We start from the raw sequence: 17,542 nt of genomic DNA, 5'->3' as shown, positions 1-17,542 counted from the left end.
CTCCTTTGAGATAGCATCGGGCCACTAATCAACGGGGAGCAGGTCAGTTACACCAACCCCATCCCCACCAGACCCGTCGCTATCCCGCACACCACCACCAGCAATGCGGTCAGGCACAGCGCTTTGGCGGAGAAGACTTTGTTCAGCATCAGCAATGAAGGCAGGCTGACCGCCGGCAGGGTCATCAGCAGTGCCAGCGCCGGGCCGGTGCCCATGCCCGCCAGCATCATGGTCTGTACAATCGGAATTTCCGCGGCGGTGGGGATCACGAACAGGCAACCGGCGATCGCCAGGGCGATAATCCACAGCAGGCTATTGTCTATCGCCCCATCGGCGTGTGGGAACAGCCACACGCGCGCCGCGCCCAGCGCCAGCACCGCCACAATGTAAACGGGGATGGTCGCCCAAAACAGCGCCCACAGCGCTTTCAACCAGCGGCCGAGGAACGGCCGATCCTCGGTTCTCACCTGCGGCGCCGCCGGCGGTTGCAGCGCGGCCGGCTGCGGATCCCTGGCGGTGACCCGTTGCACCAGCCAGGCGATGCCCAGCACCATAATCACCCCGGCCACCAGCCGAATAGCGGCAAACGGCCAGCCGAGCACAAAACCCATAAAAATCAAGGTTGCTGGATTCAACACCGGGTTGCTCAACCAGAACGCCATCGCCGCGCCGCTGGAGACCGACTGACGCCGCAGCCCGGCGGCCACCGGTGCAGCACAGCAGGTACACATCATGCCCGGCAGCGCGATCGCCGCACCCAGCAGGGTGCCGGAGAAACGCGGGTGGCCCAGGGTGCGCATCAGCCAGTCGCGTGGGATCAGCACTTGCACCAGCGACCCCAGCAACACGCCGAGCACCGCCGCCTTCCACACTGCAGTGAAATACACCAGCGCATAGTGCCAGGCCGCCAGCCACGGGTTGCTGTCGGCATTGGCCAGAATCGATTTGCCGATGGAGTGCGTGTCCGCCGCCAAAAAGGCTTTGCCGTAATAAGGCTGCCATTTGACGTAGTAGAGGCCGATAGCCACCACCAGCAAGAACAGGATCGGTTTCCACAGCGGCCAGGCGCGGGAAGTATTTTCAGGAGCGGTCAAGGGTTGCGGCATAGGGCTGCCTCAGGTCAGTGCATCGATAACGCCAGCTTAGCGCGCCGCCGGCCCCTGCGCATCATCGGCCTGTCCAAAATAGTTCATCTGTTCGCCACCGGCACGTAACGCGATTGTCATCTGGCGGCGGCAACATAATGCCAACTTGAAAGCCACAGGGCATACCCGTCGCCTTTCAAGCCGTAGCGTTGTTAGCTGCAATTTGAAAGTCATAGGGTAAGCACCAGTACTGTAAAAAATCCTGATAAATCATAAAGTTTAATAGGTATCCGGCACGCCGAGGTTTTTATTATGATGGACTTATCTAGACATCCGACCAGTTTTCCTACCCGTTACCAGCAGATCGCCGCGCAGCTGGAGCAAGAGTTGCGCACCCAATACCGCTGTGGCGACTATCTGCCTTCCGAGCAACAGTTGGCGGATCGCTACCAGGTCAATCGCCATACCCTGCGCCGAGCGGTGGATCAGCTGGTCGATCGCGGCTGGCTGCAGCGCCGACACGGCATCGGCATATTGGTGCTGATGCGCCCCTATGACTACCCGCTGCACGCCAATACCCGCTTTAGCCAGAACCTGTTCGAGCAGGGCAGCCACCCCACCAGTGAGCGCTTACTCGCTGTATTACGCCCGTGCAATGGGCATATCGCCAGCGCGCTATCGCGTGAAGAAGGCGAAACGGTGATCCACCTGCGCACCCTGCGCCGGGTCAACGGCGTGCCGATGAGCCTGATCGACCATTATCTGCCCGATCTGGACTGGTGGCCGGCCTTGCAACAGTTCCACAGCGGCTCCCTGCACGAGTTTATCGAACGGCATATTCACCAGCCGCTGACCCGCAGCCAGACACGCATCAGCGCCCGCCGGGCGCAGGCCAAAGAGAGCCGGCTGCTTGAGATTGCTACCCACGCGCCGCTGCTGTGCGTGCGCACCCTGAACGTCTGCACCGGCAGCGCCAACGTGGCGGAATACTCCGTCAGCCTGGCACGCGCCGACATGATTGAACTGACGATGGAGCACTAAATGCAAGCCTTACAGCCGAGACAACGCTGGATGTCGGTACTGGCGCACAGCCAACCGGCCCAGCTGCGCAGCCACTGGCAGGCGCTGAACCTCAGCCCGCGCTACCAAAGCATTCGCGCGCCGGAGATTGGCCTGGCGCAACTGCAAGGGCGCATGGGCGCCACCGGCCGCCGCTTTGTGCTGGGCGATATGACCGTCACCCGTGCGGTGGTGCAGCTGGAAAACGGCGGCTATGGCTACAGCTATATCGCCGGGCGCGACAAGGTGCATGCCGAACTCTGCGCGCTGGCGGACGCCCTGCTGCAACAGCCGGATCAGACCGAATTGCTGCAACAGCGGCTGATTGAACCGCTGGCCGCCTTGCTGCACGAACAACGTCAGCTGCGCGCCCGCTCAGTCGCCTCCAGCCGGGTCGACTTCTTTACGCTGGTTCGGGGGGATTAACCGATGAGCCTGTTAACCGGATTTGAACAGCCTATAGACCAATCGCAGCACGCTTTCCGCCTGATTCTCAAGGCGTTAAGCGAACCTGGCTATACCGTCACGCTGCAAGGCTGCCCGGTCTGGGGCGCACTGAACGCCGCCAGCACCGCCGCGTTACTGACGCTGGCGGATCAGGAAACCCCGATCCAGCTGTGTGAAGCCTTTAAAAGTGAGCAAGTGCTAACAAACATACGCTTCCACAGCGGTGCGCCATTGGCGGCACAGCCTGAAGAGGTGTGTTTTGCCCTGTTCGATACGCAGTTGCAGGCCGCTGATTTACTGACGCTGCCGCACGGCAGTGAAATCTCGCCGGAATTCGGCGCCACGGTCATCGTGCAGCTCAATGGGCTGGAACAAGGCACCCCGCTACGCCTGACCGGCCCTGGCATTGAGCGCCAACGCCAGGTTTCACCGCAGTTGCCGCCGGCGCTGCTGGATTTTCTTATTAACCGCCCGCTGCGCTTCCCGCTGGGGCTGGATATTTTGCTGACCTGCGGCGATCGCCTGCTGGCGCTGCCGCGGACCACCCGCGTGGAGGTGTGCTGATGTACGTAGCCGTTAAAGGGGGCGAAAAAGCCATTGAGGCCGCCCATCAGTTACAAGAACAGCTGCGGCGCGGCGACGACAGCGTGCCGGCGCTCGGCATCCAGCAGATTGAACAGCAACTGGGGCTGGCGGTGGATCGGGTGATGACCGAAGGCGGTATTTACGATCCCGAACTGGCCGCGCTGGCCATCAAGCAGGCGAGCGGCGATCTGGTCGAGGCGATTTTCCTGCTGCGTGCCTACCGCACCACCTTGCCGCGTCTGGCGGTCAGCGAACCGCTGGCGACCGAAAACATGCGGCTCGAACGCCGTATCTCGGCGGTTTACAAGGACTTGCCCGGCGGGCAGGTGCTGGGCCCAACCTACGATTACACCCACCGGCTGCTGGATTTTGCCCTGCTGGCGGAAGGTGAAGCACCGCGCGCGCCGCAGGCCGACGAACCGCTGCCGGAAAATTGCGCCCACGTGTTTGATTTGCTCAGCCAAGAACACTTGGCGCTGGCGGAACGCGACGACGGCAGCGTGCCGGACGACATCACCCGCAACCCGCCGGTTTACCCTTGTTCACGCTCGGCGCGGCTGCAACAGTTGGTGCGCGGTGACGAAGGTTTCCTGCTGGCGCTGAGCTACTCCACCCAGCGCGGCTACGGCCGTACCCACCCGTTCGCCGGCGAGATCCGAACCGGCTACGTTTCGCTGGAGATCGTGCCTGAGGAGCTGGGTTTCGCGGTAGATATCGGCGAAATCCTGCTGACCGAATGTGAAATGGTCAACGGCTTTGTCGACCCGGAAGACCGGCCGCCGCACTTCACCCGCGGTTATGGCCTGGTGTTTGGCCGCGCCGAGCGTAAAGCGATGAGCATGGCGCTGGTGGACCGCGCACTGCAGAGCCCCGAGTACCAGGAAGGCGTCGCCAGCCCGGCGCAGGATGAAGAGTTCGTGCTGGCCCATGCCGACAACGTCGAAGCCGCCGGCTTCGTTTCCCACCTCAAACTGCCGCACTACGTTGACTTCCAGGCCGAGCTGGAGCTGCTCAAGCGCCTGCGGCAGGAGTTTAGCGAGCGTCAGGAGGCCCGCAATGAGTGAAGTATTGACCGGCTACAACCTTGGCTATCTCGACGAGCAAACCAAACGCATGATCCGTCGCGCCATTTTAAAAGCCGTGGCGATCCCCGGTTATCAAGTGCCGTTCGGCGGCCGCGAGATGCCGATGCCTTACGGCTGGGGCACCGGCGGCATTCAGCTGACCGCCAGCGTGATTGGCCGCGCCGACGTGCTAAAGGTGATTGACCAGGGGGCCGACGACACCACCAACGCGGTGTCTATTCGCCGCTTCTTCCAGCGCGTTGCCGGGGTAGCCACCACCGAACGCACGCCGGAAGCCACGCTGATCCAGACCCGGCACCGCATTCCGGAAACGGCGCTGCACGAAGACCAGATCCTGATTTATCAGGTGCCGATCCCGGAGCCGCTGCGCTTTATCGAACCGCGCGAAACCGAGACCCGCAAAATGCACGCGCTGGAAGAGTACGGCGTGATGCAGGTGAAGTTGTACGAGGACATTGCGCGCTACGGCCATATCGCCACCACCTACGCCTATCCGGTGAAGGTCAACGATCGTTATGTGATGGACCCTTCGCCGATCCCGAAATTCGACAACCCGAAAATGCACATGATGCCGGCGCTGCAACTGTTTGGCGCCGGGCGCGAGAAGCGCATCTACGCCCTGCCGCCGTTCACCAAGGTGGAAAGCCTGGACTTCGACGACCATCCGTTCAGCGTGCAAAAGTGGGATGAACCCTGCGCGCTGTGCGGCTCGCGCCACAGCTATCTGGATGAGGTGGTGCTCGACGACCAGGGCAACCGCATGTTCGTCTGCTCTGACACCGACTACTGCCGGCAGCAGCTGGCGCAACCTTCGCTAGAGGCGCAGCACTGATGATTTCCCAACCCCTGAGCACCACGCCGCTGTTGTCGGTGGCCAACCTCACCCATTTGTACGCGCCGGGCAAAGGTTTTAGCGATGTCTCTTTCGATATCTACCCCGGCGAAGTGCTGGGCATCGTCGGCGAATCCGGCTCCGGTAAAACCACGCTGCTGAAATCCATCTCCGCACGGCTGGCGCCGCAGCACGGGCAGATCCTCTATCGCCCGCAGGCCGGGCAACAGCACGACCTGTACGCGATGGCGGAGAGCGATCGCCGCCGCCTGCTGCGCACCGACTGGGGCGTAGTGCATCAACACCCGCTCGACGGGCTGCGGCCCAAGGTGTCCGCCGGCGGCAACATCGGCGAACGGCTGATGGCCATCGGCCAGCGTCACTACGGCGACATCCGCCGGCAGGCTGCCCAGTGGCTGGAGGATGTGGAGATCCCGGTGTCGCGCCTTGACGATCTGCCGACCACCTTCTCCGGCGGCATGCAGCAGCGGCTGCAGATCGCCCGTAATCTGGTGACTCACCCGAAACTGGTGTTTATGGACGAGCCGACCGGCGGGTTGGACGTCTCGGTGCAGGCGAGATTGCTCGATCTGCTGCGCAATCTGGTGGTGGAAATGCAGTTGGCGGCAGTGATCGTCACCCACGATCTGGGCGTGGCACGCCTGCTGGCGCACCGGCTGCTGGTGATGAAAGAGGGACAGGTAGTGGAAAGCGGCCTGACCGACCGGGTGCTGGACGATCCGCACCATCCTTATACCCAGCTGCTGGTTTCTTCGGTGCTGTCGTAACGCAAGGGGATAATTAATAATGACGATTCAAATCCGGGTTGAACACCTCAGCAAAACCTTCGTGCTCCACCAGCAGCACGGCACGCGCCTGCCGGTGCTGCATGACGCCAACATGACGGTCAGCAGCGGCGAATGCGTGGTACTGCATGGCCACTCCGGCAGCGGTAAATCCACCCTGCTGCGCTCGCTGTACGCCAACTACCTGCCCGACAGCGGCCATATCTGGGTCAATCATCAGGGCGAATGGCTGGACATGGTGCAGGCCGAAGCGCGCCAGATCCTGGCGGTCCGCCGCCACACCCTCGGCTGGGTCAGCCAGTTTCTGCGGGTTATTCCGCGCATCAGCGCGCTGGACGTGGTGATGCAACCGCTGTTGGAACAGGCCGTCGACCGTGCCGAATGCCGCGAGCGCGCCCAGACGCTGCTCAACCAGCTCAACGTGCCGCAGCGCCTGTGGCAGTTGGCGCCCTCGACCTTCTCCGGCGGTGAACAGCAGCGGGTGAATATCGCGCGCGGCTTTATTGTCGACTACCCGATTTTGCTGCTGGACGAACCGACCGCCTCACTCGACAGCCGCAACAGCGCGGCGGTGGTCGGCCTGATAGAACAGGCCAAGCAGCGCGGCGCAGCGATCGTCGGCATTTTCCATGACGAAGGCGTTCGCCAACAGGTCGCCGACCGGTTATACGACATGCAAGCGCCCCAGGCGCTGGAGATCTTCTGATGATCATCAATAACGTGAAACTGGTGCTGGCAGACCAGATTGTCGAGGGTTCGCTGGAGATCAACGACGGCGTGATCCGCAGCTTCGCCGACACGCCGAGCCAACTGCCGCAGGCGCTGAACGGTGAAGGCGGCTGGCTGCTGCCGGGGCTGATTGAGCTGCACACCGACAATCTGGACAAGTTTTTCACCCCGCGGCCCAACGTCGACTGGCCGGCGCATTCGGCGATGAGCAGCCATGATGCGCTGATGGTCGCCAACGGCATCACCACGGTGCTGGACGCAGTAGCGATCGGCGACGTGCGCGACGGCGGCCACCGGCTGGAGAACCTGCAAAAAATGATCGACGCGGTGATCCACAGCCAGCGTGCCGGGGTCAACCGCGCCGAGCACCGGCTGCACCTGCGCTGCGAGCTGCCGAACGAGAGCACCCTGTCGCTGTTCGAGCAGCTGATGGACAAACCGGGGGTATCGCTGGTGTCGCTGATGGACCATTCGCCGGGCCAGCGCCAGTTCGCCTCGCGTGAAAAATACCGTGAGTATTATCAGGGCAAATATCATCTCAATGACCAACAGATGAGCGAGTACGAAGAACAGCAGATCGGGCTTTCCGCCCGCTGGGCCACGCCGAACCGCGAGGCGATCGCCGCCCACTGCCGGACGCGTAAAATCTCCCTCGCCAGCCACGATGACGCCACCGCCGAACACGTGGCCGAGTCCTGCGCGCTGGGCAGCGCGATTGCCGAGTTCCCGACCACTGAGGACGCCGCCCGCGCCTCGCACCGGCAGGGTTTGCAGGTGCTGATGGGCGCACCGAATATCGTGCGTGGCGGCTCCCATTCCGGCAACGTGGCGGCGCACCACCTGGCTGCACTGGGCGTGTTGGATATTCTGTCTTCCGACTATTACCCGGCCAGCCTGCTGGATGCGGCATTCCGCATCGCGGCCGACGAACGTAACGGCTACGGCCTGCCGCAGGCGGTGCAGATGATCACCAGCAACCCGGCGAAGGCGCTGGATCTGCACGATCGCGGCTCTATCGCCGAGGGGCTGCGGGCGGATCTGGTGTTGGCGCGGCCGCACGGCGAGCACATTTACGTGCAGAACGTCTGGCGCCAGGGCAAGCAGGTGTTCTGATGGCGCAGCTTATCTACTTGATGGGGCCGTCCGGTTCCGGCAAAGACAGCCTGCTTGCGCAGCTTAGGGCCGATGCCGACAGTGCGCCGCTGGTGGCGCACCGTTATATCACCCGGCCGGCGGATGCCGGCTGCGAAAACCATATTGCGCTCAGCGAGCCTGAGTTTCTGCGCCGCCGCGCCAAGGGACTGTTCGCTCTCGACTGGCAGGCGCACCAGCACCATTACGCGTTTGGGATCGAGGTAGATCTTTGGCTGTTGCAAGGGATCGACGTGGTGGTCAACGGTTCGCGCGCCCATCTGCCGCAGGCGCAGCAGCGCTACGGTGCGCAGCTGTTGCCGGTCTGCCTGCAGGTCAGCACCGACGTGCTGCGCCAACGCCTGCAAAACCGTGGGCGTGAAGACGCCGCGCAAATCGAACAACGGCTGGCGCGGGCGGCAGAGTACCAGCAAAAACTGCCCGCCGGTTGCCGCCTGCTGGCGAACGATGGCGACCTGCAAGACACCCTGACGGCGCTGCTGGCGCTGTTACCGGCTTCAACCAAACACCCCCAGGACGCCACGCAATGAACGACTTTGCACAGCCGAGAATCGGCGACAACGTGATCCTTAACCGCACCCGGCTCGGCCAGTACGTACATGTGGCCGACGATGCGATCCTCGAAGAAGTGGAAATGGGCGACTATTCTTATAGCGCCGGGCACAACCAGATTTTTTACGCCACCCTCGGCAAGTTTGTGTCGATCGCCTCTTACGCGCGCATCAATCCCGGCAACCACCCGACCTACCAGCGCATCGCCCAGCACCACTTCACCTATCGCGCTTCCGAGTACGGTCTGGGGGAAGATGACGAGGCTTTCTTCGACTGGCGGCGCGAGCACCACGTCACCGTCGGCCACGACGTGTGGATCGGCCATAACGCCATTCTGATGCCCGGCGTGAGCGTCGGCAACGGTGCGGTGATCGGCAGCGCGGCTGTGGTGACCAAAAACGTCGAGCCTTATGCGATCGTCGCCGGCGTGGCGGCTAAAAAGATCGGCATGCGCTTTGACGATGCCTTGATTGAACGCATCGAACGCAGCCAGTGGTGGCACTGGGATCATCAGACATTGCAGGAACGATTGGCGGATTTCCGCGATATCAACGCCTTTGCGGAGAAGTATCTTTAAGACCCTTATTAATCTTACCCAATGAATTTCGCGTTGCAGCTAGGCGGCAAATGCGTGAATCCTCAGGAGCTTACTCAAGTAAGTGACTGAGGTGCGCGTATGCAGCCAACAACGCTGTGGCGTGAAAGGCGAAGGGTAAAGGAGCAACTCATGCAATTGACGTTTCTCGGCACCGGTGGTGCCCAGCAGATCCCGGTTTTCGGTTGTGATTGCCTGGTGTGCCAGCGGGCGCGGCGCGAACCGGCATTCCGGCGACGGCCATGCAGTGCGATGCTCAAATTTCAGGGGGAAACGACCTTGCTGGATGCGGGATTGCCGTCGCTGGAACGGCGCTTTTCGGCGGGGGAAATTCAACGTTTTTTACTGACACATTACCACATGGATCACGTTCAGGGGTTATTTCCTTTGCGCTGGGGGTGCGGAAATTTCATTCCGGTGTACGGCCCGGCGGATGAACAAGGCTGCGACGATCTGTTTAAACACCCCGGTATTCTGGCGTTTCAACCGCCGTTAACCCCCTTCGAAACAGTTGAAATGGGCGGGCTGCATATCACCCCGCTGCCGTTGCAACATTCCAAACCGACGTTGGGTTATTTGGTCCAGGCGGAAGGATACGCGCTGGCCTATTTGACGGATACCGTCGGTCTGCCGCCGGACACCGAGGCTTTCCTGCGCAAAATAACGCTGGATCTGCTGGTGCTCGATTGCAGCCTGCCGCCACAACCCCAGGCGCCGCGCAATCATAACGATCTGACCCGCGCTCAGCAGACACAACAACGTTTGCAGCCCGGCCGCACGCTGCTGACGCATATCAGCCATCATCTCGATTTATGGCTGATGGACAACGAACTGCCGCCGGGCATGGAACTGGCTTTCGATAATCTCAGTGTACGTTGCCATAGCGATGCAGTTGGTCGGACTCCAGCACCGTAACGCCGCTGCCGGGGCTGAACGCCTGCTCCAGCAGAGTCTGCGCCACGTCTTTGGCGGCAACCGAGCGCCACTTGCCCGGTAACAGTTTGAACAGCGGTGCGGTGAGCCGCTCCATCAAGCGCGGCGACGGACGATTGCCCAACAGCATCGACGGACGCACCAACGTCAGGCGTGGCCAGTTCTGCTCACGCAGCGCCTGTTCCATTTCGCCTTTGGTACGGTTATAGAGAAATGACGAACGCGGGTTAGCCCCCACGGCGCTGACGACCAGGCAATGCTGCGCCCCCAGCCGCCGCCCGGTCAGCGCACTTTCGACGACTAACTGATAATCGACATAGCGGAAATTGGCATCGCTGCCAGCCGCTTTACGGGTAGTGCCCAGACAGCAGAAAATAATATCGACGGGTTGCTGCAGGCTACTCAGCAACGCGAACAGATCCTCGCCCACCGGGTTATCTGTTTTTTCGTTTGGGGGCAGCGGTTGACGCGTCGGTGCCACAATCGCCGTCACCTGCGGATCGCCTTGCAACTGTTGCAACAGTTCGCTGCCCACCAGCCCGGTGGCCCCTACGATTAATACCCGTGCCATAGACTCTCCCACCGATGGATGACTCTGAAAAAGTATAGTGTGTTGTGCTCAGGCCCGCGTCCAATGCAGTTTTTTACCAAATCCAAGGGTGTTGTCGGTCATCTTCACTTCCTGCAAATTCAGCTGCCACACCGGCGCTTTCATCATTTTGGCAATCGGGAACCGCTTGCAGTAACGGGCGCGCGCCAGCGCCTCTTCGTCGCCGCTCAACATCACCGCCTCGGCGCGGTACTGCACGCCGCGGATCAGCGCGATAGTCTTTGGCTTCGGCGCAATAGTGCCCACCACACGGGCATTTTGCAGCATCAGCTCGCCGTGGCGGGTGTGGGTTTCGGTCATCAACCACAGCGCCATCTGCTCGGCGTCAAACACGTAAAAACAGTTGGCGCACCACATATCCATGCCGTTGCCCGCACACAGCGTCAGCACATGCTGCTTGCCGATAAAATGGCGGATATGTTCCAAATCTGTATCCATTTACGTTCCTTAAACCTATTAAAACTGCCTGTACGGCAGTGCACCGTTGAAGATTAGCGCTAATCTGCTGATTATTGAAGAGTAACTCCACGATTCCCCCAAAAAGGCTTTTTTAAAGCCTACCCATTCAGTATGTTTAAAATCAACAAGTTAAGGCGTGTCAAAAAAAAGGGTTCAGCGGCGGCCTGACGTTGCCTATAGTAACGCTCAACTCTCCACTGGGACCCAATGATGGACATTCCAACCTGGCACCTCTATATGCTGCGTTTGCCGAACGGCATGCTGTATACCGGCATCACCACCGACGTAGCGCGGCGGCTGACGCAGCATCAGGCGGGCAAAGGCGCCAAGGCGTTACGGGGAAAGGGGGAACTGACTTTGGCATTTCACTGCCGGGTGGGGGATCGCTCGACGGCGCTGCGGCTGGAATATCGGGTAAAGCAACTGAGCAAAATACAAAAAGAGCGGCTGGTGAGTCACCCGCCGCCCTCATTGGATTATTTACTGCCGGGCGCTGAGGTCAAAACCGGTTAAACGGCTCGGAGTATTCCACCGCCCCGCTCGCGTCGTTCAGGGCGTCTTCCGCCAGCGGATAGACCTGGAACGCAGCTTCGGCGCCCGGCCAGCGGCAATGCAGGCCATAGGCGGCGGCCGGTTTAAAGCCGAAACGGCCGTAGTAAGCCGGATCGCCCAGCACCACCACTGCCGCGTAACTGAACTCGTTCAGGGAATCCAGCCCTTCGTAAATCAGCTTTTCGCCCAACCCCTGGCGACGCAGGCTTTCATCCACCGCCAGCGGTGCCAGGCCGACCCACTGCCGGTCTTCTCCGGCGACATCCACTGGGCTGAACGCGGCATAACCTACCACGCCGCCTTCGTCGTCGGTGGCGACAATGCCCAGGGTCAGCAGGCCGTCTTCACGCAGTTGCTGCACCAGATCGGCCTCGTCATCTCGCCCAAAGGCGCGGCGCAGCAGGGCATCAATCCCCGCCGCGTCTACCGGAATTTCTACGCGAATCAGCATGCTACCGGCACACGGGAAGTCTGCACCGTGCCCTCCTGCAACCCTGCTTCCACAAATTCAGCCAGTTGCAGCAGGCCAATGCGCAATGGCGCAGGCATGGCTTCCAGCTCGATGGCATCCATCAGATTTTTTACATACAGGCCCAATTCGGTGTCCCCTTCAATCTGCAGCCGACGCTGAAAGAACAGCGTATCGGGATCTTGCTTACGCGCTGCGATCAGAATCAGATCGTTGGCGTCGCCGCTGAAGCTGACATCAGCTTCGGCGTGGTGGCTGACAACCAGTTTGTCGTTTTCTACCGTCATAAACCAGTGTAGTGCCAGATCGCGAACTTCGATCTTCAACCAGCGCGATTCGAGAAAAGCCAAATCGCCATCCGCCAGCGCCTGGCGGAATTGCCAGCCCAGCACCTGTTCCAGAAGCTGCCGCTGCAAAGCAAACGGCGTGAATTTTAGCGGTACGCGCAGCAGCGACGGCCCTTGGCGCACAATGCGTGCTCGTAGTTGTTCCAACACTGTCGTTCACTCCTTTCAACACAGACTAGCGCTATTTTGCCACATCGGCGCGCACCTGAAGCGGTCTATATCAACAAATAGTGCATTTGGCCGCCAGCTTTATCAATACGCCAGAAGCTGCCTCAAATCAAAACCTGTTCGCCGCGCTTTCACTAAAATTGCTTCCCCGATGGGCGCTTGCCGGTTGAATACCGTCACCGACAGCCCTTGTTAACCAGGATAAATCTATGGAGCTGCTTTGTCCCGCCGGTAACCTTCCGGCCCTGAAAGCCGCGGTGGATAACGGCGCAGACGCCGTGTACATCGGCCTGAAAGACGATACCAACGCGCGCCACTTTGCCGGCCTCAACTTCACCGAGAAAAAGCTGCAGGAAGCGGTCGAGTACGTACACCGGCACCGCCGCAAACTGCATATCGCCATCAACACCTTCGCCCACCCGGACGGCTATGGCCGCTGGCAACGGGCGGTGGACATGGCGGCGCAACTGGGTGCGGACGTGCTGATCCTGGCCGATTTGGCGATGCTGGAATACGCTGCCGAACGTTATCCGCAGCTGGAACGCCATGTCTCGGTGCAGGCTTCCGCCACCAACGAAGAGGCGATCCGCTTTTATCAGCGCCATTTCGACGTCAGCCGGGTCGTGCTGCCGCGCGTGCTGTCGATGCATCAGGTCAAACAGCTGGCACGCACCAGCCCGGTGCCGCTGGAGGTGTTCGCTTTCGGTAGCCTGTGCATCATGGCCGAAGGGCGCTGCTATCTCTCTTCCTACCTGACCGGCGAATCGCCGAATACCGTCGGCGCCTGCTCCCCGGCGCGCTTCGTGCGCTGGCAGCAAACCGCACAGGGCATGGAGTCACGCCTGAACGACGTGCTGATCGACCGTTATCGGGACGACGAAAACGCCAGTTATCCGACGCTGTGCAAAGGGCGTTATAGGGTGGACGACGTGCGTTATCACGCGCTGGAAGAGCCCACCAGCCTGAACACGCTGGAGCTGTTGCCGGAGTTGCTGGCCGCCAATATCGCTTCGGTGAAAATCGAAGGACGCCAGCGCAGCCCGGCCTATGTCAGCCAGGTGGCACGCATCTGGCGCCAGGCGATAGACCGCTGCCAGGCCGACCCGGCCACCTACCGGGCCGACGCAGGCTGGATGGAGGCCCTCGGCGCAATGTCCGAAGGCACGCAAACCACGCTAGGCGCCTATCACCGCAAATGGCAGTAGCAGGAGAGACAATGAAATACGCATTAGGCTCGGTGCTGTACTACTGGCCGAAAACCGAGATTGAGGAGTTCTACCGGCAGGCGGTGAACAGCAGCGCGGAGATTGTTTACCTCGGCGAGAGCGTCTGCACCAAGCGGCGCGAGATGAAGGTGGGCGACTGGCTGACGCTGGCGCAGGAGATCGCCCGCAGCGGCAAGCAGGTGGTGATTTCCACCCTGGCGTTGCTGCAAGCGCCGTCGGAACTGAACGAACTCAAACGCTATGTGGAGAACGGCGAGTTTCTGATCGAAGCCAACGATCTGGGCACGGTGAACATGGCGGCAGAGCGCGGCCTGCCGTTCGTCGCCGGGCATGCGCTCAACTGCTATAACGCTTACACCCTGCGCCTGCTGCACCGCCAGGGGATGGTCCGCTGGTGCATGCCGGTCGAGCTTTCGCGCGACTGGCTGGCCAATCTGCTGACGCAATGCGACGAGCTGGGTTTCCGCCATCAGTTCGAAGTGGAAGTCTTGAGTTACGGCCACCTGCCGCTGGCCTATTCGGCACGCTGCTTCACCGCTCGCTCGGAGAACCGTGGCAAGGACGAATGCGAAACCTGCTGCATCCACTACCCGCAAGGGCGGATGATGCGTTCGCAGGAGGAACAACAGGTGTTTGTGCTCAACGGCATCCAGACGATGAGCGGCTACTGCTATAACCTCGGCAATGAGTTGCAAAGCATGCAGGGGCTGGTGGATATTGTGCGCCTTTCGCCGCAGAGCGCAGAAACGTTGACGCTGATCGACAGCTTCCGCGCCAACGAACAGGGTGCGCAGCCGCTGGTTTTGGCCGATAAAGCCGACTGCAACGGCTACTGGCGCCGGGTTGCGGGGTTGGAGCTGGTGCAGTAGCGACGAGAAAACTATTCTCTTAATGTGCCGGCAGCGTCCTGCCGCCGGCACGACTTATTATTGAGGCCTGGAGCCGCTATTTCCACCGTTGTACCAATGGAAAAAGTTTACGCACATCAGGCAACAGCTTCTGATGCCAAAGAAAGTCAATGCCGCGATAGCCACATCCGGCAAATGCTCTCCATATGAAATAACATTAAGGGTCGAATGGGAAACCAAAAACATATTCAACATCAAAGCTATCATATTGCAAATCAGGTTGATAAAACGTCCGTTAGCCATAACTAACCCCTATTTTGACAAGGCAGAGTACTTATATCCTCACCATCGACACTGACCGTTAACGCTATTCGAATTTTTATTTCCGCCAAGCGCGTCATTGTTATTGTTGTTTCTGGCTGGGCGGTTGTCGGCGCAGGAGTTCACAGTCGCCAAACCACCGGCTACCGCCATACCAATCATTCCAGGAGGACCACCAGGCATACCGGTAAAAGCACCAATAATGGCCCCAAATCCGACCTGATTGGCACAGGCATCAGGCGCGCCGCGGTCGGTTCTGTCGCGATCACCGCCGTTATTTCCATCCCCGCAACCGCCAATCAACTTCATCTCGTCTAATATCAATTCCCTTATTGTTGACATAATACATCTTCCCTTTAACAAATGATTTAATATGTTTAATTAACATTAATCTAAGATTAAACAACTGCAAACCACCACACAATCAATAAACAATAATTAGCAGCAACAATAAATAAAGTCAAATTAAATCAATATTAATCAAAAGCGTTAATTGTATATTTAAATTATTTAATTAAAACGAACTAATAATATTAAAATAATAAAGACCTCGGGTCTGGCGCCTTTATTGATTCATTCTTACGCCGTTTGTGGAAAATTCTGCTCACAAATCCCACGCACAACCCAACAGGCCGTTAATGCTCTGCAACCGCAGAATCTGAAACCTCATCGCTGCGTTCAGAATTTAAGCATTGATTAATTCATTTGAATGAATTAATTTCAAGGTTCCCTGACACGCAACAAGGAGTCACACCATGTTGATACCGCCAAAATCGTTATCCCATACCGAACGTGACCGCCGCTGGCAGCTGGCGCGCGACATTATTCAGACGGAGGACCTGGCAGCCCTGATCGTGTATGGCGATCGAGAGGCCGCCGCACCTGCCGGTTTCGCACCGGATTGTTATTTCACCAACGACCGCCCCGGCTCTATCGTGGTGTTTATCGGCGATGAACCCCCGCGGGTTTACACTTTCGCCTCACTGATGGTGGCCGATCATCTTCAGGCATCATTACGCGGTGACTTGCAGTGGATCGACGCGGAGCAGCTGTTTGTCGGCAAAAACGGCCCTGACGTCGGGGCCTGGCTGGCCAGCCGCCGGTTGGAGGGAACGCGCATCGGCATTATCGGGCTAGAGCCCTATCCGCCGTTCTACTTTGACGGCGCCATGCCCGCTCGTACCTTTCAAGGGCTGGCAGACGCCCTCCCTACGGCAACCTGGGTACCGGTATACCGTGAATTCTTCCGGCGTGCGTCGGTAAAAAGTGAAGAAGAACTCGCCTTGGTACGCTATGCCGCGTACATCGGCGAAACGATGTGTGAAACTCTCCGAGCCACGGCACGGCCTGGCGTTTCCGAAGCGGATCTGGTGGCGGCGGTGACGGCAACCTGCTTTTCGATGGGCGGTTACACCGCCGAGCTATTGCTGGGTTCCGGACCCGAATACGTTGGCTGGGGGCCACCGGCCTGGCAATACCGCGCACAGGCGCCACGGGTGTTGCAGGAAGGCGATCTCGTGCTGTCGGAGATCTTCGCGCTGTACGGTATGATGGAAACACAGCACCAGGCCGCTGTCGCCATCGGCGACGTGCACCCGGAGATCTTGCGCGCCGCCGAGGTGGCCAGGGCGAGCTATGAAGCAGGGTTGCAAACACTACGCACGGGCAATACCTTCGGCGATGTAGTCGATGCCATGGAGCAACCGTTATTGGCCTCTGGGGGCTGGCATGTACATCCCTTGGTCCATAGCATCAACCCTTACGGCCCAGTAGGCTTCGGGACGGCGCCTGGCATAGAATCCTTGCCCGAGGCGGCTCGCTACGCGCAGCTCAAACGGTTGCCGACCGTAGGGCGCGATCTTCCGCTGCAGGCGGGCATGTGCTTCGCCTTCGAGCCTAATTGCGCCTTCGGTCGGCACATGGCCAACATCGGCGGAACAGTATTGGTCGGGGACTCGGGCGGTGTGGCGCTTAATGAAAACTCTACGCGGTTGATGCAGGCAGACGGCTAGGCGAACCTATTATCAGGAGATGATGAATCCATGCAAGATCAGGACAGGCTCAGTGAACGAGCCCGCGAAACCCAGGAGCGGCTTATTCGGGCTGGATTGAGCCTGTTCAGCAAACAGGGGCTGGAAGGCGTACGCACCCGACAGCTGGCCGACGAAGCGGGCGTGAATCAGTCCGCCATTCCGTACCATTTTGGCGGCAAAGAAGGGGTGTATTTAGCGGTGCTTGAACACGTTGCCAACGGCATCGTTGAACACTTGGCATTGCCTCGTCTTTTGACTGACTCACCATCGCCGGCAGCATCTTTGCAAGCGCTGATGCAGGATTTCGTCCGTGCCTTGCTGGGGTCTGAAACCTCTACAGCCAGCAGTCTGCTATTAGCGCGCGAACAACTCCAGCCCAGCGCTGAGTTCGATGCCTTATATTCTCGCTTGTTCTTACCGCTGCATCAGACCGTTAGCGAGTTAGTCGCGGCGATCCGCGGTGAAGACCCAGCCCTGCGGGAAAATATTCTGTGCGCTCACGCCATCATCGGCCAGGCGTTAGCCTTCTCCGTGGCGCGGGAGGCCCTGCTGCGTCGACTTGGCGAAAATGCATTACAGCCGCAGCAGGTGGCACAGATTGCCGGACTGGTAGGCGTTATGTCGGTCGCCGCCGCACAACACTAGATAT

23 protein-coding genes are annotated in these 17,542 nt (G+C 59.8%); 16 read left to right on the top strand and 7 right to left on the bottom strand.

Annotated features, from left to right (window positions below):
• Positions 1-47: 47 nt before the first annotated feature.
• On the bottom strand, positions 48-1,106 hold the full coding sequence (locus tag JEM67_RS03070) for a permease (RefSeq protein ID WP_199635646.1): 1,059 nt from the start codon (positions 1,104-1,106) through the stop codon (positions 48-50).
• A 294-nt stretch (positions 1,107-1,400) separates the two neighbouring features.
• On the opposite strand from JEM67_RS03070, the gene phnF reads away from it, so the two are divergent.
• The 11 genes from phnF to phnP all read left to right on the top strand — a co-directional run bounded on the left by phnF (position 1,401) and on the right by phnP (position 9,842).
• Positions 1,401-2,126: a phosphonate metabolism transcriptional regulator PhnF gene (gene phnF / locus JEM67_RS03065; RefSeq protein WP_199635654.1), complete on the top strand. Its 726-nt coding sequence runs from the start codon at positions 1,401-1,403 to the stop codon at positions 2,124-2,126.
• On the top strand, positions 2,127-2,570 hold the full coding sequence (gene phnG, locus JEM67_RS03060; protein ID WP_013811304.1) for a phosphonate C-P lyase system protein PhnG: 444 nt from the start codon (positions 2,127-2,129) through the stop codon (positions 2,568-2,570). It begins immediately after the preceding gene.
• 3 nt (positions 2,571-2,573) lie between these two features.
• Positions 2,574-3,155 carry a phosphonate C-P lyase system protein PhnH gene (gene phnH, locus JEM67_RS03055; protein ID WP_199635645.1) on the top strand — a complete coding sequence of 194 codons (582 nt, stop codon included), beginning with the start codon at positions 2,574-2,576 and terminating at the stop codon, positions 3,153-3,155.
• On the top strand, positions 3,155-4,240 hold the full coding sequence (locus JEM67_RS03050; RefSeq protein ID WP_199635644.1) for a carbon-phosphorus lyase complex subunit PhnI: 1,086 nt from the start codon (positions 3,155-3,157) through the stop codon (positions 4,238-4,240). Before phnH ends, JEM67_RS03050 begins: the two co-directional genes overlap by 1 nt.
• Complete coding sequence (locus JEM67_RS03045) at positions 4,233-5,093, top strand: alpha-D-ribose 1-methylphosphonate 5-phosphate C-P-lyase PhnJ (protein ID WP_199635643.1); 861 nt, start codon at positions 4,233-4,235, stop codon at positions 5,091-5,093. The genes JEM67_RS03050 and JEM67_RS03045 overlap by 8 nt, the downstream gene beginning before the upstream one ends.
• The gene (gene phnK, locus JEM67_RS03040) at positions 5,093-5,881 is read left to right on the top strand and encodes a phosphonate C-P lyase system protein PhnK (protein WP_004952936.1); all 789 of its coding nucleotides are present in this window, start codon (positions 5,093-5,095) and stop codon (positions 5,879-5,881) included. Before JEM67_RS03045 ends, phnK begins: the two co-directional genes overlap by 1 nt.
• Positions 5,882-5,900: 19 nt before the next feature.
• The gene (phnL, locus tag JEM67_RS03035; protein WP_199635642.1) at positions 5,901-6,605 is read left to right on the top strand and encodes a phosphonate C-P lyase system protein PhnL; all 705 of its coding nucleotides are present in this window, start codon (positions 5,901-5,903) and stop codon (positions 6,603-6,605) included.
• A complete protein-coding gene (gene phnM, locus JEM67_RS03030; protein ID WP_199635641.1) occupies positions 6,605-7,741 on the top strand; it encodes an alpha-D-ribose 1-methylphosphonate 5-triphosphate diphosphatase in 1,137 nt (378 codons plus the stop codon). Before phnL ends, phnM begins: the two co-directional genes overlap by 1 nt.
• Complete coding sequence (phnN, locus tag JEM67_RS03025; RefSeq protein WP_063202365.1) at positions 7,741-8,310, top strand: ribose 1,5-bisphosphokinase; 570 nt, start codon at positions 7,741-7,743, stop codon at positions 8,308-8,310. The genes phnM and phnN overlap by 1 nt, the downstream gene beginning before the upstream one ends.
• A complete protein-coding gene (locus tag JEM67_RS03020) occupies positions 8,307-8,909 on the top strand; it encodes a DapH/DapD/GlmU-related protein (RefSeq protein WP_199635640.1) in 603 nt (200 codons plus the stop codon). Before phnN ends, JEM67_RS03020 begins: the two co-directional genes overlap by 4 nt.
• A gap of 150 nt (positions 8,910-9,059) precedes the next feature.
• Positions 9,060-9,842: a phosphonate metabolism protein PhnP gene (phnP, locus tag JEM67_RS03015; RefSeq protein WP_199635639.1), complete on the top strand. Its 783-nt coding sequence runs from the start codon at positions 9,060-9,062 to the stop codon at positions 9,840-9,842.
• Here phnP and JEM67_RS03010 read toward each other — a convergent pair.
• A complete protein-coding gene (locus JEM67_RS03010; RefSeq protein ID WP_199635638.1) occupies positions 9,793-10,431 on the bottom strand; it encodes an NAD(P)H-binding protein in 639 nt (212 codons plus the stop codon). The two genes, phnP and JEM67_RS03010, sit on opposite strands and share 50 nt — an antisense overlap.
• A gap of 48 nt (positions 10,432-10,479) precedes the next feature.
• Positions 10,480-10,908, bottom strand: coding sequence for a YhbP family protein (locus tag JEM67_RS03005; RefSeq protein WP_199635637.1), 429 nt, complete (start codon positions 10,906-10,908; stop codon positions 10,480-10,482).
• 231 nt (positions 10,909-11,139) lie between these two features.
• On the opposite strand from JEM67_RS03005, the gene JEM67_RS03000 reads away from it, so the two are divergent.
• Positions 11,140-11,442: a GIY-YIG nuclease family protein gene (locus tag JEM67_RS03000; protein WP_199635653.1), complete on the top strand. Its 303-nt coding sequence runs from the start codon at positions 11,140-11,142 to the stop codon at positions 11,440-11,442.
• On the opposite strand, the gene JEM67_RS02995 is transcribed toward JEM67_RS03000, so the two are convergent.
• Positions 11,429-11,932: a GNAT family N-acetyltransferase gene (locus JEM67_RS02995; protein WP_199635636.1), complete on the bottom strand. Its 504-nt coding sequence runs from the start codon at positions 11,930-11,932 to the stop codon at positions 11,429-11,431. The genes JEM67_RS03000 and JEM67_RS02995 overlap by 14 nt on opposite strands.
• Complete coding sequence (gene ubiT, locus JEM67_RS02990) at positions 11,926-12,447, bottom strand: ubiquinone anaerobic biosynthesis accessory factor UbiT (RefSeq protein ID WP_004952907.1); 522 nt, start codon at positions 12,445-12,447, stop codon at positions 11,926-11,928. The genes JEM67_RS02995 and ubiT overlap by 7 nt, the downstream gene beginning before the upstream one ends.
• A 227-nt stretch (positions 12,448-12,674) precedes the next feature.
• Between ubiT and ubiU the strand changes: the two genes are divergently transcribed.
• Together ubiU and JEM67_RS02980 are read left to right on the top strand one after the other, a co-directional pair.
• Positions 12,675-13,670 carry a ubiquinone anaerobic biosynthesis protein UbiU gene (gene ubiU / locus JEM67_RS02985; protein WP_013811291.1) on the top strand — a complete coding sequence of 332 codons (996 nt, stop codon included), beginning with the start codon at positions 12,675-12,677 and terminating at the stop codon, positions 13,668-13,670.
• A gap of 11 nt (positions 13,671-13,681) precedes the next feature.
• Positions 13,682-14,560 (top strand): U32 family peptidase, encoded by an 879-nt coding sequence (locus JEM67_RS02980; RefSeq protein ID WP_013811290.1) that lies wholly within the window; start codon positions 13,682-13,684, stop codon positions 14,558-14,560.
• Positions 14,561-14,617: 57 nt separating this feature from the next.
• Here the strand turns inward: JEM67_RS02980 and JEM67_RS02975 are convergent, their stop codons facing one another.
• Entirely contained in the window at positions 14,618-14,842 is a 225-nt protein-coding gene (locus JEM67_RS02975; protein WP_199635635.1) for a hypothetical protein, read from the bottom strand.
• Between the two features lie 39 nt (positions 14,843-14,881).
• A complete protein-coding gene (locus JEM67_RS02970; protein WP_199635634.1) occupies positions 14,882-15,202 on the bottom strand; it encodes a hypothetical protein in 321 nt (106 codons plus the stop codon).
• Positions 15,203-15,615: 413 nt separating this feature from the next.
• Between JEM67_RS02970 and JEM67_RS02965 the strand changes: the two genes are divergently transcribed.
• Entirely contained in the window at positions 15,616-16,872 is a 1,257-nt protein-coding gene (locus JEM67_RS02965) for a M24 family metallopeptidase (protein ID WP_199635633.1), read from the top strand.
• A gap of 30 nt (positions 16,873-16,902) precedes the next feature.
• A complete protein-coding gene (locus JEM67_RS02960) occupies positions 16,903-17,538 on the top strand; it encodes a CerR family C-terminal domain-containing protein (RefSeq protein ID WP_199635632.1) in 636 nt (211 codons plus the stop codon).
• Positions 17,539-17,542 lie beyond the last annotated feature (4 nt).

The organism is Serratia sp. PAMC26656, assembly GCF_016469055.2.
GTDB lineage: Bacteria > Pseudomonadota > Gammaproteobacteria > Enterobacterales > Enterobacteriaceae > Serratia > Serratia plymuthica.
The sequence above is the reverse complement of the archived record's forward strand: the minus strand, read 5'-3'. Positions and strand labels throughout refer to the sequence as shown.

Coding starts and splice junctions, on each gene's coding strand:
- JEM67_RS03070 (WP_199635646.1), bottom strand. CDS start 1,106: ATGCCGCAACCCTTGACCGCTCCTGAAAATACTTCCCGCGCCTGGCCG.
- phnF (WP_199635654.1), top strand. CDS start 1,401: ATGGACTTATCTAGACATCCGACCAGTTTTCCTACCCGTTACCAGCAG.
- phnG (WP_013811304.1), top strand. CDS start 2,127: ATGCAAGCCTTACAGCCGAGACAACGCTGGATGTCGGTACTGGCGCAC.
- phnH (WP_199635645.1), top strand. CDS start 2,574: ATGAGCCTGTTAACCGGATTTGAACAGCCTATAGACCAATCGCAGCAC.
- JEM67_RS03050 (WP_199635644.1), top strand. CDS start 3,155: ATGTACGTAGCCGTTAAAGGGGGCGAAAAAGCCATTGAGGCCGCCCAT.
- JEM67_RS03045 (WP_199635643.1), top strand. CDS start 4,233: ATGAGTGAAGTATTGACCGGCTACAACCTTGGCTATCTCGACGAGCAA.
- phnK (WP_004952936.1), top strand. CDS start 5,093: ATGATTTCCCAACCCCTGAGCACCACGCCGCTGTTGTCGGTGGCCAAC.
- phnL (WP_199635642.1), top strand. CDS start 5,901: ATGACGATTCAAATCCGGGTTGAACACCTCAGCAAAACCTTCGTGCTC.
- phnM (WP_199635641.1), top strand. CDS start 6,605: ATGATCATCAATAACGTGAAACTGGTGCTGGCAGACCAGATTGTCGAG.
- phnN (WP_063202365.1), top strand. CDS start 7,741: ATGGCGCAGCTTATCTACTTGATGGGGCCGTCCGGTTCCGGCAAAGAC.
- JEM67_RS03020 (WP_199635640.1), top strand. CDS start 8,307: ATGAACGACTTTGCACAGCCGAGAATCGGCGACAACGTGATCCTTAAC.
- phnP (WP_199635639.1), top strand. CDS start 9,060: ATGCAATTGACGTTTCTCGGCACCGGTGGTGCCCAGCAGATCCCGGTT.
- JEM67_RS03010 (WP_199635638.1), bottom strand. CDS start 10,431: ATGGCACGGGTATTAATCGTAGGGGCCACCGGGCTGGTGGGCAGCGAA.
- JEM67_RS03005 (WP_199635637.1), bottom strand. CDS start 10,908: ATGGATACAGATTTGGAACATATCCGCCATTTTATCGGCAAGCAGCAT.
- JEM67_RS03000 (WP_199635653.1), top strand. CDS start 11,140: ATGGACATTCCAACCTGGCACCTCTATATGCTGCGTTTGCCGAACGGC.
- JEM67_RS02995 (WP_199635636.1), bottom strand. CDS start 11,932: ATGCTGATTCGCGTAGAAATTCCGGTAGACGCGGCGGGGATTGATGCC.
- ubiU (WP_013811291.1), top strand. CDS start 12,675: ATGGAGCTGCTTTGTCCCGCCGGTAACCTTCCGGCCCTGAAAGCCGCG.
- JEM67_RS02980 (WP_013811290.1), top strand. CDS start 13,682: ATGAAATACGCATTAGGCTCGGTGCTGTACTACTGGCCGAAAACCGAG.
- JEM67_RS02975 (WP_199635635.1), bottom strand. CDS start 14,842: ATGGCTAACGGACGTTTTATCAACCTGATTTGCAATATGATAGCTTTG.
- JEM67_RS02970 (WP_199635634.1), bottom strand. CDS start 15,202: ATGTCAACAATAAGGGAATTGATATTAGACGAGATGAAGTTGATTGGC.
- JEM67_RS02965 (WP_199635633.1), top strand. CDS start 15,616: ATGTTGATACCGCCAAAATCGTTATCCCATACCGAACGTGACCGCCGC.
- JEM67_RS02960 (WP_199635632.1), top strand. CDS start 16,903: ATGCAAGATCAGGACAGGCTCAGTGAACGAGCCCGCGAAACCCAGGAG.